9 protein-coding genes and 3 tRNA genes are annotated in these 13,228 nt (G+C 43.6%); 7 read left to right on the forward strand and 5 right to left on the reverse strand.

From position 1 onward, the window contains the following. The first annotated feature begins 94 nt into the window (after window positions 1-94). Together AC23N5_RS26360 and AC23N5_RS26365 are read left to right on the forward strand one after the other, a co-directional pair. Window positions 95-1,282: an acyl-CoA dehydrogenase family protein gene (locus AC23N5_RS26360; RefSeq protein ID WP_487757836.1), complete on the forward strand. Its 1,188-nt coding sequence runs from the start codon at window positions 95-97 to the stop codon at window positions 1,280-1,282. Between the two features lie 100 nt (window positions 1,283-1,382). Continuing rightward, entirely contained in the window at window positions 1,383-3,044 is a 1,662-nt protein-coding gene (locus AC23N5_RS26365; protein ID WP_487757837.1) for an ArnT family glycosyltransferase, read from the forward strand. Here AC23N5_RS26365 and AC23N5_RS26370 read toward each other — a convergent pair. The 3 genes from AC23N5_RS26370 to tilS form a co-directional block, all read right to left on the reverse strand. Next, window positions 3,041-3,535, reverse strand: coding sequence for a dihydrofolate reductase (locus AC23N5_RS26370; protein WP_487757838.1), 495 nt, complete (start codon window positions 3,533-3,535; stop codon window positions 3,041-3,043). The genes AC23N5_RS26365 and AC23N5_RS26370 overlap by 4 nt on opposite strands. A 223-nt stretch (window positions 3,536-3,758) precedes the next feature. After that, entirely contained in the window at window positions 3,759-6,083 is a 2,325-nt protein-coding gene (locus AC23N5_RS26375) for an OmpA family protein (protein ID WP_487757839.1), read from the reverse strand. 144 nt (window positions 6,084-6,227) lie between these two features. Then, entirely contained in the window at window positions 6,228-7,562 is a 1,335-nt protein-coding gene (gene tilS / locus AC23N5_RS26380; protein WP_487757840.1) for a tRNA lysidine(34) synthetase TilS, read from the reverse strand. A 96-nt stretch (window positions 7,563-7,658) separates the two neighbouring features. On the opposite strand from tilS, the gene AC23N5_RS26385 reads away from it, so the two are divergent. Further along, window positions 7,659-8,834, forward strand: a complete 1,176-nt coding sequence (locus tag AC23N5_RS26385; RefSeq protein ID WP_487757841.1) for an AGE family epimerase/isomerase — start codon at window positions 7,659-7,661, stop codon at window positions 8,832-8,834. A 55-nt stretch (window positions 8,835-8,889) separates the two neighbouring features. Here the strand turns inward: AC23N5_RS26385 and AC23N5_RS26390 are convergent, their stop codons facing one another. After that, complete coding sequence (locus AC23N5_RS26390; protein ID WP_487757842.1) at window positions 8,890-9,900, reverse strand: NYN domain-containing protein; 1,011 nt, start codon at window positions 9,898-9,900, stop codon at window positions 8,890-8,892. A gap of 42 nt (window positions 9,901-9,942) precedes the next feature. Further along, entirely contained in the window at window positions 9,943-10,587 is a 645-nt protein-coding gene (pdxH, locus tag AC23N5_RS26395) for a pyridoxamine 5'-phosphate oxidase (RefSeq protein WP_487757843.1), read from the reverse strand. A gap of 102 nt (window positions 10,588-10,689) precedes the next feature. Here pdxH and AC23N5_RS26400 point away from each other — a divergent pair, with 102 nt between their 5' ends. The 4 genes from AC23N5_RS26400 (at window position 10,690) to AC23N5_RS26415 (ending at window position 12,939) form a co-directional block, all read left to right on the forward strand. Continuing rightward, window positions 10,690-12,546 carry a DUF349 domain-containing protein gene (locus AC23N5_RS26400; protein WP_221225583.1) on the forward strand — a complete coding sequence of 619 codons (1,857 nt, stop codon included), beginning with the start codon at window positions 10,690-10,692 and terminating at the stop codon, window positions 12,544-12,546. Between the two features lie 68 nt (window positions 12,547-12,614). Next, a tRNA-Thr gene (locus AC23N5_RS26405) sits at window positions 12,615-12,687 on the forward strand. A gap of 58 nt (window positions 12,688-12,745) precedes the next feature. Then, window positions 12,746-12,818: transfer RNA gene (locus AC23N5_RS26410), tRNA-Thr, on the forward strand. A 48-nt stretch (window positions 12,819-12,866) separates the two neighbouring features. After that, window positions 12,867-12,939: transfer RNA gene (locus tag AC23N5_RS26415), tRNA-Thr, on the forward strand. Window positions 12,940-13,228 lie beyond the last annotated feature (289 nt).

The raw sequence follows: 13,228 nt of genomic DNA on the forward strand, positions 1-13,228 counted from the left end.
TGTGGTTTTGGGTTGATTTTGTGGTATTTTTGATGCCAATTCTTCATTAACAAAGCAACTTAATTTTGTCACGCTAAACACCTGTCCAAAAATCATGAGTACTACTTCATCAACATCGACAAGCTACACAGATTTTTATCAAATTGATGATTTATTGACCGAAGAACATATTCTTGTCCGTGATGCGGTTCGCCAAATGATGGCGCGCGACGTGCAACCTATCATCGAAGAGTATGCGCAGAAAGGAACTTTCCCCGCCCATTTGATTAAGAATTTTGCAGAAATTGGTGCGTTTGGTCCAACCATTCCTGTTGAATACGGTGGTGGAGGGTTAGATTATATTTCGTATGGATTGATTACCCAAGAAATTGAACGTTGCGATTCGGGTATGCGTTCGACGGTTTCAGTTCAAAGCTCGTTGGTGATGTGGCCAATTTATGCCTATGGTTCAGAAGAGCAGCGAACAAAATATCTGCCAAAATTAGCATCGGGTGAAATGATTGGCTGTTTTGGTTTGACCGAACCCAACCATGGTTCTAATCCTGGCGGAATGCTGACCCGTATTACGGAGGCGGGCGATCACGTGATTCTCAACGGGTCAAAAATGTGGATTACCAATTCTCCCGTAGCGGATATTGCGGTGGTGTGGGCCAAAAATGAACAAGGACGTATTCAAGGGTTGATTGTAGAACGCGGCATGGAAGGTTTTACTACGCCCGAAATTCATAATAAATGGTCGTTGAGAGCGAGTGCAACGGGTGAGTTGGTGTTTGATAATGTAAAAGTTCCGAAAGAAAATATTTTGCCAAACGTCGATGGGCTGCGCGGGCCGTTGGGTTGTTTGGACAATGCCCGTTATGGGATTGCGTGGGGAGCGATTGGGGCAGCCATGGATTGTTACGAAACGGCGCGTCGCTATGCGCTTGAGCGGGTTCAGTTTGGGAAGCCCATTGGCGGGTTTCAATTACAGCAGAAAAAATTGGCCGAAATGCTTACCGAAATCACCAAAGCGCAATTATTGGCGTGGCGATTGGGAACATTGAAAAATCAAGGCAAAGCAACAACGGCCCAAATTTCGATGGCCAAACGTAACAATGTAGAAATGGCATTAAACATTGCACGGGAGTCTCGGCAAATGCTTGGCGGAATGGGCATTACGGGTGATTTTCCGATGATGCGCCACATGATGAACTTGGAGTCGGTCATTACCTACGAAGGTACGCATGACATTCATTTGTTGATTCTAGGAAATGAAATAACTGGAATACAGGCGTTTAAGTGATGATTTTAAAAACCATATAAGACATATAAGGGATTATAAGAAAACCTTCTATGCTCTTATATGTCTTATATGGTTCAAAAATAACCCACAAATCTAAATTATGAATTACAATCGTTTATTGCCATTTGCGGCGTTGCTAGTGGTGTATTTAGTAGGAGCATTTGGTGTTGATATTATGGATATTGATGCCGCCCAATATGCCTCCATTGGTCGCGAAATGGCCGATAATAACGAATTTTTAGAAGTACAATTTCGAGAAAAAGACTATTACCTTGATAAACCACCGTTGCTTTTCTGGGTGACAGCGATAGTTCTCAAAATCTTTGGGGCGACCAATTTTGCCTATCGTTTGGTTCCTATTCTGTCCACCTTGTTGGGAATTTATGCCATTTACCGTTTTGCCAAAATATATTACTCAGAGCAAACGGCCTACATTGCCGCCTTGGTTATGGGGAGTTGTCAGGCGTTTTTTTTGATGAACCACGACGTTCGTTGCGATACTTTGTTGACCAATTGCGTGACAGTTGCGATTTGGCAATTGGCAGAATACCTGAAACACCGAAAATGGTCTCATTTTATCGGTGCGTTTGTATTTGTCGGACTGGGAATGTTGGCCAAAGGCCCCATCAGCGTCATTGTTGTTGGGGCTGGTTTTTTTGTTGATTTTGCGTTAAAACGTCAATGGAAAAATATTTTTGACCCTCGCTGGCTCATCGGAATCTTCATTGTCGGCATCGTTTTGGTGCCGTATTGCATTGGTTTGCAACGTCAATATGGCTCGCACGGCTTGTACTTTTTCTTTTGGGAACAAAGCTTTGGGCGAATTACGGGCGAGAATGAATGGAACAATAGCCCAGGGTTATTTTTCCAATCGCACAATTTCCTTTGGAGCTTTTTGCCTTGGGTGTTGGCTTTTATTCCAGGGCTGGTTGATTTTATTCGAGAAATAATCCGCAATAAATTCCGCCTAGACGCCTCACAAGAGGCCATTTCTTTGGGTGGTTTTGTGTTGCCTTTTATGGCGCTTTCCACTGCCCAATACCAACTGCCGCATTATACATTTGTGGTATTTCCTTTGGGTGCCGTCATCACGGCGAGGTATTTGAGCAAGCTTATCGAAAACCCTTCCATTGGCGCATTTCGCTGGGTAAAAATTGGGTTGATTGTAACAACTTGCGTCATGGCATTGGCCATTTTGATTTTGTCAACCTGGGCTTTCCCGCTCGAAAATATTTTTTTGATAATCGTTTTTGGACTGTTGGCAGTACTGATTGTTCAGTTGTATAATAAAAAACGCCCCGCATTTTCGCAGCTCGTTTTTGCGCCACTACTCACTGCCATCGCCGCAAACCTGGTGATGAATGGTCATTTTTATCCATCTCTTTTACGTTATCAAACAGGCTCAGTCGTTGGGCAAGAAGTGGCAAAAATACACAAAGCCGAACTCCCAAATTTTGTCATTTATGACTTAGCACCCGAGGGAGAATATAACATTTTTCACAGCGCGCTGGACTACTACACGAGCCGAATTACTCCCGTGATTCGTACGGCATCTGCCCTTAAAACGGAGACCTCAAAACAGCCGAAACTGGTCTATACAGATGAGCAAGGATACACGTCAATCAAGGCTTCTGGTAGCGTTTTTGAAGTAGTAAACCAGTACCAAAATTTTCACGTGACAGGCTTAACTTTACCCTTTTTAAATCCAGCGATGCGCTCTACGGAGACTCGCCCGAGGTATTTGATTCGGGTAAAATCTTAATGCTTTCGTTCGTAAACTAAGAACGCATACGAATACAAATGTGACGAGTCGGCAGGAAATTCTTGCCGACTTTTTATATGAAAATCGGTTTCATTGAACGCAGGGAAAAACGCATCTCCTTCAAAAACGCCGTGTACCAAAGTGAGATGGATGCAGTCGGCGAGCGGGAGAGCTTGACGGAATATCTCTTCACCACCAATGACAAAAACTTCCTTATCTTCCTTGCAAAGTTCCAGTGCTTCTTCCAAACTACTAGCCCTTTCAAAGCCCTCATCAAGGGGGAAATCTGCTTGGCGAGTAATGACAAAATTCCCTGCTTTGGACCAAAGTCGGTCGGGTGTATCATAACTTTTTCGGCCCATAATCATTCGACAACCTTCCGTAACCTTAAAAAAATTAGCCCAGTCATTGGGTAAATGAGGCCAAGGAAGTCGGCCTTTTAATCCGATAGCACGGTTTTCGGACATGGCAGCAATGAGTGAAATTCGCATCGAAAGTAAGTTTAAAATCGTTTGGTAAAACTCAGTAAAATACAAAAACTAACAGTGTTAAAAAATAGAATACTTGTAAAATAAAATAGGGTAATAAGCTGATAATAAAACAAATGATGTTTGGCGTCTATATATAAACAAAACGGCGAGGCAAAATGTTGCCCCGCCGCTTGCTTCCTGTACTTAACTAACACTTTTTTATCTTTGTGTCTCTATTGAGCGCTTATTTACCAATGGCTTCTTCGCCCGTTCCTTTCACTGACAGAATCTTAAATTCGGTACGGCGGTTGAGGCGGTGGTCAGACTCAGCACAATCAACTCCGTTGCTGCAATCATTGACAAGTTCAGACTCTCCGTAGCCGCGTGCTTCCAAGCGTGAAGGAGTAATTCCTTTGCGAACCAGGTAATCAAAAGCAGCTCTGGCACGGCGTTCCGACAAGCGCAAATTGTAGGTGTCACTTGCGCGGCTATCGGTAAACGAACGCAATTCAATCATCATCGTTGGGTACTTTTTCATCAGCGCAACTACCTTGTCAAGTTCGCGGGCAGCTTCTGGTCGGATGAAGAATTTGTCGAGGTCATAGTAGATGTTATCAAGCGTAAAAACGTCGCCCGTTCCATACATACTCAAATCGCTTTCTACTACTTTGCGTTTGTTTTTCTTGTTTTTATTAATCGGTTGTTCGTTGGTTGCCAACTCATCACCTTCGGCGCGAAGGGCGTAGTTACGGTTAGGGTCAACCTCAAATTCGTAACCCCCATCTGGCCCCGTTACGACTGTTTTTTCTTTGCCTGTTTTCTCATCACGGAGTGTCACTTTTACCCCTTCTTGCGGTGACTGATTTACCTCGCGTTTTACAGTACCACGAAGGATTGTATTCTCACTTTTGTTAAGATAAATCGAAACGCTCATCTGTGGTTTTGACGACTGCGTCATGGTTGAAAACAACACATTGTTGGTGGCGTATCCTTCCTTGATGGCTTTGAAGTCATAATCTGTTTGGGCTTCTAAGCAGATTTTAGTTGAGCCATCAATTCCTGTTTGTTGAATGTCTTGGTTCGAGCCATTTTTTACAATTCGTACGTCAGCACCTTCAATGGGAGCACCCGTTTTGGCATCATACACTAGGATGTCGAGTGGGCGGCAAGTGCGACGGAAACTGTAAAGGTTGTCATCCGAAACACCTTTGGCACGGTTCGAACTAAAGTAGCCTGTGCCACGGTCTTTGTCAGTAATCAGACCAAAGTCATCTTTCTCAGAATTGATGGGAGCACCTAGGTTTTGAACACCTTTATAGGCAATTCCGTCCTTCAATTCGGCGTAGAAAATATCAAGTCCACCCAAGCCTTCGTGGCCATCAGAAGCAAAATAAAGATTACCACCACTATCAATGAACGGGAACATTTCGTTGCCTTCGGTGTTCACTTCTTTTCCAAGGTTGACAGGCGTACTCCACTGCCCTCCGTTGTATTCTACCACGTAAATATCGGTACCGCCGTAGCCACCTGGCATGTCAGAAACAAAATACAATTTAGTGTCGTCGGGAGAAAGCGCAGGGTGGCCGCATGAGAAGTCGTTGTTGTTGAAAGGCAATTCTTTTACATTTCCCCAATCTTTGTTCTTTTGGTCAGCGATGTAAAGTTTCAATTTATTTACGCCATCGCTACTTTTCTTTGCTTTACCGCTGTTATAGTTGTTGCGGGTAAATACCACTTTTGTATAATCTTTGAAAAAAGAGGCGGGGCCTTCGTGGTATTTCGTGTTGAGCGTACGGCTAAATTTCTCTGCTTTTGTTGTGGGCAAAGGTAAATCCTCACTTGTCGAGGCCGCTTCCGAGAGCGTACCAGAATTACCTTCTTTGGCAGCACCACTCAACGAGGCCGTTGAATTGCGATATACTTCGCGAACGCCCTTGAGGGCTGAAGTATCGGGTGCAAAATACAAATCTAAGAATGGTGTTTGGTTCCAGTTGAAAACGCGTTTGATCACACCCGATTCAGCGCGGGCAGAAACAAACACCAAACCACCTTTGTAATACATGGGGCTAAAATCAGCCTGACGTGAGTTCACGGGGAGGTATTCTACCCGATACATGGCCGAATCTTTGTAAAAACGATTCATGTCCATGTACGTGACCGTAAACTTGCGTCCTCGTAAGTCGGCTGATTGTGCCTCCGCGTATTTGCTGTACATACGCTGCGACTCGCGGTATTTGCTGTTGCTGGCGAGGGCTTGTGCGTAGTAGAGATAATTGCGGCTGTCGGCGTCAGGGAATTTTTCGACCAATTCCGCATAAATACGTTCAGCATTTCGGGTGTCTTGAAGACGTCGATAGCTGTAAGCTAATTTTTCGAGCGCTTCTTTTCGCTCGACGGGGTCAGCTTTTTTGTCGTTTCGAATAAACTCTTCATACCCACGCACCGCGTCGGCATAACTGTAGTCGTCGAATGCTCTGTTGGCCGAGCGTAGTCGGGCACTTTGGGCGAATAAATTGAGCGTTAGCAGGGTTAGAGCAAATCCCAACGCCATTTTAACTACGGTTTTCATTGTGTGTTATTAGTGTTACAGTAGCAGGAAAACAGGATTTCGCAAAGGGTACTCCAAATACTGTGCCAAAAGAAGTGAGCGTAGGGGCTAAGTTACAAAAAAATAAAAAAATATTTTTAGATAGTACTTGTAAATAGTTGTTTGTTAGGTGGTTGTGTCAAACTGAAATGCACAAATTGTTAAACTGTTTTCCGTTGCTTTGTACCGCTCATCAACGCGATGGCCCACCAGCCACACAATGTCATTGGCAGATTCCAGCACCCATACCTTTGATTTTAGGCTGCGGGGAATTTTAGAATCTATCAAAAAATCACTCACTTTCTTTCGTTTTCCCTGCATCCCCGACGGACAAAACCAATCGCCGTTTCCCCACGGTCTGAGCCGCAAAGGGAAGGTTAGTTTGTTAAAATCAAGGTAGGCGCTTTGGGCATAACCAAGAGAAATTGTTGCAAGCGAGTTCAATTTATGCCATTGTAGTTTTCCTTCCTGAAACGCCACTTCACCCGAATCAGCGGGAAGCAAAATAGGAGAGGGGGCAGCAGAAGGTCGTGGGGTAAGGAGCCAATGGAGGCGGTCATTGACCAATTGATGCGAAGCAGATAAAAATTGTTTTCCAACCGACTGATTTCTTTGTTGCCAAATGAGGACAGCTTGGGTGTAAGAAAAGCCATATTCTGCTAAATGATAATTCAGGTGCTCCGTCGGGCTACTTACATTTTCAAGAACCGCTTTGTTCAGCCACACGGCGTCATTTTTTGTTGAAACAAAGAGGCGACTGGTAGCGTCGATACTTTGGGCCACTATTTTTTCTACTTCTTGGATTCGTTCGGCCATTTGAAAAGCCGCCGCCGCTACTTGTGGATTAAGGTCACGAAGAACTGGTATCACATCATGCCGTAGCCGATTGCGCACATAATCGACCGACGTATTGGAACTGTCTTCTCGCCACGTAAGTTGTTTGTTAATTAGAAAAGCGTTGATTTCTTTTCTAGTAGCAAACAATAAAGGTCGGACGATGACGCCATTTTTGGGAAGAATACCATGAAGACCCGCTAAACCTGTCCCACGGGTAAGGTTGAGTAAAATTGTTTCTAGCACATCGTCTTGGTGGTGCGCGGTCAGAATAAAGTCATATTGGTGTTGAGCTCTTATTTTTTCAAACCAATCATACCGCAAATCACGGGCGGCCATTTGGGTTGAAATTCCGTTGTCATCGGCGTATTTTTTGGTTTGAAAGCGTGTAGTATAAAAAGGTACTTGATAGGTTTGGGCAAGGGTTTTGACAAAATGCTCGTCTTGCTCTGATTCCTCACCGCGCAACTGAAAATTGCAATGAGCAATAGCGAATGAATAACCTGCATCGTGGCAAAGCTGAGAAAGTACGACGGAGTCTATGCCGCCACTAACCGTCAACAACAGCCGATTTTCGTGGGTAAAAAGTGCTTTGTCCTGAATAAATTGTTCAAAGGCTTGTTGCATACAGCAAATGATTAGAATGACAGTGGCAAAGGTAAATGAGATTTGGCTAGGAATCTTCTTTGTACCTAAACGCTCATTTATTATTACTTGATACAAATGGAACCACTGGCCCGTGAAGCATTGACCGAATGGAAACGAATTCTTGCCTATTGGGAAAAATACGCTCCCGATTACGAACGTGGTGGATTTCATGGCAGGGTCAATTATGACAACAAACCTGTGGTGGATGCCGCTCGCTCAGTCATTCTTACTAGCCGTATTTTGTGGACGTTCTCGTCGGCGTACCGTTATTTTCACCGTCGAAAGTATTTGGTTTTGGCTGACAGGGCATACCATTACCTGTACAATCATTTTCGGGATGTGCAAAACGGCGGTGTTTATTGGTCAGTTACTGCAACGGGTGCTCCCCTCGATACCCGCAAACAACTTTATGCCCAAGCGTTTGCCATTTATGGAATCAGTGAGTATTACGCTGCTTCAAAATTTCAGCCTGCGCTAGATTTTGCCAAAGAGCTTTTTCAGGTGGTTGACAAGCACGGGTACGATGAAGAATTTGGCGGGTATTTTGAATCATTTGGCACAAAATGGGAAGCTGTTGATGACTTGATTCTCAGTAAGATGCCTTGGAATAAATCTCAAAACACGCATTTGCACCTCATCGAAGCCTTTACCAACTTGTATCGGGTTTGGCCCGATGTAGTATTAAAACAACGTGTCGGACACTTGCTCGATATGTTTCTCGAAAAGCTCATTGATTCTGACACCCACCGACTACGGCTTTTTTTTGACCAACGGTGGTCACCCCAAGCGCAAACGATTTCATACGGCCACGACATTGAAGCGTCATGGTTGCTGTGGGAAACCGCTGAAGTATTGCATGACCCCTCTCGCACGGAATTGGTAAAACAAAAGTGTATTAAAGTAGCCACGGCAGCTTGTACAGGACTGGGAGCGGATGGGGCTTTGCATTACGAATTTGACCCTGCAACCAATCACCTCAATCAAGAGCGTAGTTGGTGGGTATTGGCAGAACAAATGGTGGGTTTTTATAATGCGTACCAGTTAACAAAGGAAACTCATTATAAAGAGAAAGCAGAAAAAAGCTGGACGTTTATTAAAAAGTACTTCATTGATAGTCAGCGAGGAGAATGGTATGGGTCGGTGACGCCCGAATTGACATCAATCAAAGGGGACAAAATAAACTTCTGGAAATGTCCCTATCATAACAGTCGGGCTTGTTATGAAATGGTAAGAAGGTTGAGCGAAAAATAGCCTAGAATAAGCGCCCGAAACTAGAAAAGTCTCGGGCGCTTGTAAGTAAAAAAAATTAGCTACCCAATGGATGAAGATGTTTGAATGCCTCTAAGACAAAAACGTCATAACCCACCGCACGTCCACCTTCTTTTTCTTCAAGGGTAAACTGTACGCGGTCGCCGACGGTGAGGTCATTAAAATCAAATTCACGAAGACTTGTATAATGAAAAAATACATTGTTAGGAGGGTATTTGATAAACCCAAAACCATCTTTTAATGATAAGATAGTGCTTTCTTGGCGTTGCTCAGGGTCAAATTCTAGCGCTTCGGAAGTTTCTCTGATTCCTTCATCGGAAGCACCATCGTGTTCATTCCCCTGCTCGCCATCTACAGCGGAGTTTTCTTCTTGTTTCGGGAAAAACTTGATTTTGTTTCGAGGTACAAACAGCTGATTGGTGAGGGCTTCGTTGCGGCCATTGATGATGTCGTGCATCGCAATAGGATAGGTAACTTCCGAAAGGAGGTCTTGGGAGGTACGCGTAAAAAAGCGATTGCCTTCTTCATCGGTATATTCAAAATCCCAACCCAATACCAAAACGCGCGTACCAAGCGTATTTAGTTTACGGACCAAAGGAACGTAATCGCCATCGGCAGCAATAAGCACCAAAATGTCAAAACGTTTGTAAAAAGCCATCTCAAACGCTTCGAGAGCCAACCAAACATCAATGCCTTTTTCATATTTTTTGCCAAGTACACTTCTGACGGGCAAGTAATGGGTCGTAACCCCTTCAGACATAAGAATATCGTCAAAAACCCGCTCATAGTACAGCAAATCACCACGTTGGCTGGCTTCCCCTGCCGTCAGACGACCTCTAAAATAGTGAGCATCAACAATCTGGCAGAGTCTTGGAGTACTTCCTTCTAAATCCGCTACTTTTTGTCGAATAAAATCGTGTAAGCCATTAATACTAATACGACTGCGGCGTTCGTGCGTGTAGTTATAATAATTACTTACGTGTAAAAAATAATTTCCGTCATAAAAGACTCCGATTCTAGTGAGGTCTTTAGGGGTTTTGTAAGGCATACTTTTTAGTGATTAAATAGGTATAATTGATACATTTTTTTGCTAAGGAGAAAGTCTTTCTAGTTTCCATTCGTTTGATTCATAAGTATAGCATAAACGGTCGTGAAGACGACTAGGGCGTCCTTGCCAAAATTCAATTTGATGAGGAAGCACACGATACCCACCCCAATGTGGTGGACGAACAACGGCTTGGTCGGCAAATTGAGCTTCTAACTCCGCCCATTTTTCTTCTAACACCTTACGGTCGGCGATTGTTTGGCTTTGTTCCGATACCCAAGCACCGATTTGACTCCCACGTGGCCGAACGGCAAAATAAGCATCAGACTCCGCCGTTTCTACTTTTTCAACCTTTCCAATAATCCGAATTTGTCGTTCTAATTCAGGCCACCAAAAAGTAAGAGAAGCGACAGGGTGCTGGGCCAAATCATCGCCTTTGTGGCTAAGATAATTGGTATAAAAACTAAAACCGCGTGCGTTCACATCTTTTAATAAGACAACACGACCGTGGGGATACCCATCCCGACCAATGGTACTTAACACCATTCCGTTTGGCTCAAGGACTTGAGAAGCTAAAGCTTCGGCAAACCAACGCTTAAATTGATCAATTGGGTTTTCTAAAACATCTTCTTTACGCAATCCGTTTAGCGTATAATCTTTGCGAAGATGAGCAATTGTTGAACTATCCATTTGGAAGAAAAATAACTATAAATGAAAAACAGGCTTTAAAACACCGAAAAACGGCTATAATTATTATTTTTGCAAATCTAAGCGATTACGACCAAATTTACGATGATTAACGACGGAGCAGAACTTAGCGAAAGCGAACAACTCACTCAAGCGAGTGTAGAGGCCATGGAAGCGTTAGAAGTGGCTGATGAACAGGTAGTTGACTATGGTCAACTAAGCAGAAAAGACTTTGTTAGTTTGTTGGAAAGTCAGCTTGCATTGGCCAAAGGCGAAAATGCAAAACCTGCTGATTTTAAACGTACCGATGAGGTATTGAAAGAAGCGAAGGTCCATTTTGACCAAAGTAAAAAAACAGAGCGTGAGGAAGCCTTAAAAAAATATTTGGCTGAAAACGAGTCTGAAGATGGCTTCGAATTCAAACCTGACGAACTGACGTTGCAATTTGATGCGCTGTATCGCCAAATTAAGGACGTAAAAAATCATTACTTCCAGGACCTCGAAAAATCAAAGGATAAAAACTTTGCCTCAAAAACTCAGTTGCTCCAACGCTTGCGCGAATTGGTAGAAAACGATGAGAGCAATACTACGAATCCTGGGTCAAGCTGGCAAGAGTTCAAAAAAATTCAGGACGAATGGAAAGCTGCGGGAAACATTGCGTCGCCACACAACAGCACGCTTTGGGCAACCTTCCACGCGTTAATTGACCGATACTACAGTAATCGTAATATTTACTATGAGTTGAAGGAGCTTGACCGTAAGAAAAACTTACAGCAAAAAACTGAACTCGTAGAAAAAGTAGAGTCTTTGGCGAAGTCGCTCGAAAATGCGACCTTGTCTAAAGCCGTATTAGAAGAGGCAAATGCGCACTTTGACGAGTACAAGCACATTGGCCCAGGCCCTAAGGCGGAGCAAGAGGTGTTATGGCAACGTTTAAAGTTGGCCTTGGATGCTATTCATGACGCTCGTCGTGCCCAAGCGGATGCTCAGAAACACGTATTGGCTCAGAATTATGAAGTAAAATCGAAAATATACGAAACACTCGTTCCTTATACTTCATTCACATCAAGTAGCATCAACGAATGGAATGAAAAGACCAAAGAAGTGGTGGCCTTGCAAGAACAGTGGGTGAACACCAAAGGGCAAATGCTTCGAGAAGAAGGACGTGAGTTGAGTAAAAAATTCTGGGCAACGCTCAAAACTTTTTTCCATAATAAAGGCGAGTTTTTCCGTCAGTTAGAAGCTAAGCGAGAGCAAAACTTAAAATTAAAAACCGAGTTGTGCGAAGCAGTTGAGGCTATCTTAGAAACTTCAGAAGATTCGTCGGCAAATACGGATAAGGTAATTGCGTTACAAAAACAATGGAAGCAAATTGGGCAAGTTCCTGAGAAATTCAAAGATTCAATCTTTGAACGCTTCAAAAAAGCATGTGATGCGTATTTTGACCGTAAGCGTGCCAAAAACTCTGAGATTGAGCGTGAGTTTACCGAAAACTTGAGCTCGAAGCAGGCGTTGTGCGAAAAGATAGAGGCGGGTGCCAAAATCGAAGGTGCTAATTTGAAAGAATTGAACGCATTCAAGTCAGAATGGTCAAGCATCGGATTTGTGCCTAAGAAAGACATGCAAGCCATTAACAAACGTTACATCGACGCGGTTAATTCGTATGTAAGCGCTATTGGTAAACTTTCACCAAAAGAGCGCGACCAAGTGATGATTGATAATGATTCTTCAAACTCGAACGAAGGAGACTCGCGTAGCCTTCAGCGCAAAGAATCAGATATTCGTCGCCGCATGACCCAAATTGAAAACGATTTGACCATCTGGCAAAATAACATCGAATTCTTCGGCCGCTCTAAAAACGGAGAGAAAGTTCGTGCAGAATTTGAGAAAAAAATCATTGTTGCCCAAAAGCAACTCGCTGATTTAAAGCAACAACTAAAAATTGTTCGTGAAGCACTCTAAAATTTTTTAGAAAAAAGTAGCGTTGTATTATTAAAAACGCTACTTTTGCACCACGAAAAAAATGGAACGCCTCCATAGCTCAGCTGATAGAGCAACTGACTTGTAATCAGTAGGTCGCTGGTTTGATCCCGGCTGGGGGCTCTAAAGAGAATATCAACGAGATGATCTCTCTTGGGTAACACCAAATTTTTAATACAATGCCTCCATAGCTCAGCTGATAGAGCAACTGACTTGTAATCAGTAGGTCGCTGGTTTGATCCCGGCTGGGGGCTCTTTAAAGATTTTCGACGAGACTATCTTTTTTCAATTTTTAAGGTAATGCCTCCATAGCTCAGCTGATAGAGCAACTGACTTGTAATCAGTAGGTCGCTGGTTTGATCCCGGCTGGGGGCTCGCAAAGGCTACGAACTTCGTAGCCTTTTTTGTTTTAAAATTGATTTGATGAAATAAACGCCTCATAGCTCAACTGATAGAGCAACTGCCAGGAACGCCTGCCGCTTGTAATCAGTAGGTCGCTGCGGAGTCGCCCCTGCGATTTGATCCTGGCTGGGGGCTCGCAAAGGCTACGAACTTCGTCGCCTTTTTTGTTTTAAAATTGATTTGAAGAAATAAACGCCTCATAGCTCAACTGATAGAGCAACTGCCAGGAACGCCTGCCGCTTGTAATCAGTAGGTCGCTGCG

The sequence above is a fragment of the Runella sp. R5_40 genome (genome assembly GCF_057652295.1).

What these genes read in the sequence shown, in the direction of transcription:
- AC23N5_RS26360 (WP_487757836.1), top strand. Translation starts at nt 95, where the DNA reads ATGAGTACTACTTCATCAACATCGACAAGCTACACAGATTTTTATCAA.
- AC23N5_RS26365 (WP_487757837.1), top strand. Translation starts at nt 1,383, where the DNA reads ATGAATTACAATCGTTTATTGCCATTTGCGGCGTTGCTAGTGGTGTAT.
- AC23N5_RS26370 (WP_487757838.1), bottom strand. Translation starts at nt 3,535, where the DNA reads ATGCGAATTTCACTCATTGCTGCCATGTCCGAAAACCGTGCTATCGGA.
- AC23N5_RS26375 (WP_487757839.1), bottom strand. Translation starts at nt 6,083, where the DNA reads ATGAAAACCGTAGTTAAAATGGCGTTGGGATTTGCTCTAACCCTGCTA.
- tilS (WP_487757840.1), bottom strand. Translation starts at nt 7,562, where the DNA reads ATGCAACAAGCCTTTGAACAATTTATTCAGGACAAAGCACTTTTTACC.
- AC23N5_RS26385 (WP_487757841.1), top strand. Translation starts at nt 7,659, where the DNA reads ATGGAACCACTGGCCCGTGAAGCATTGACCGAATGGAAACGAATTCTT.
- AC23N5_RS26390 (WP_487757842.1), bottom strand. Translation starts at nt 9,900, where the DNA reads ATGCCTTACAAAACCCCTAAAGACCTCACTAGAATCGGAGTCTTTTAT.
- pdxH (WP_487757843.1), bottom strand. Translation starts at nt 10,587, where the DNA reads ATGGATAGTTCAACAATTGCTCATCTTCGCAAAGATTATACGCTAAAC.
- AC23N5_RS26400 (WP_221225583.1), top strand. Translation starts at nt 10,690, where the DNA reads ATGATTAACGACGGAGCAGAACTTAGCGAAAGCGAACAACTCACTCAA.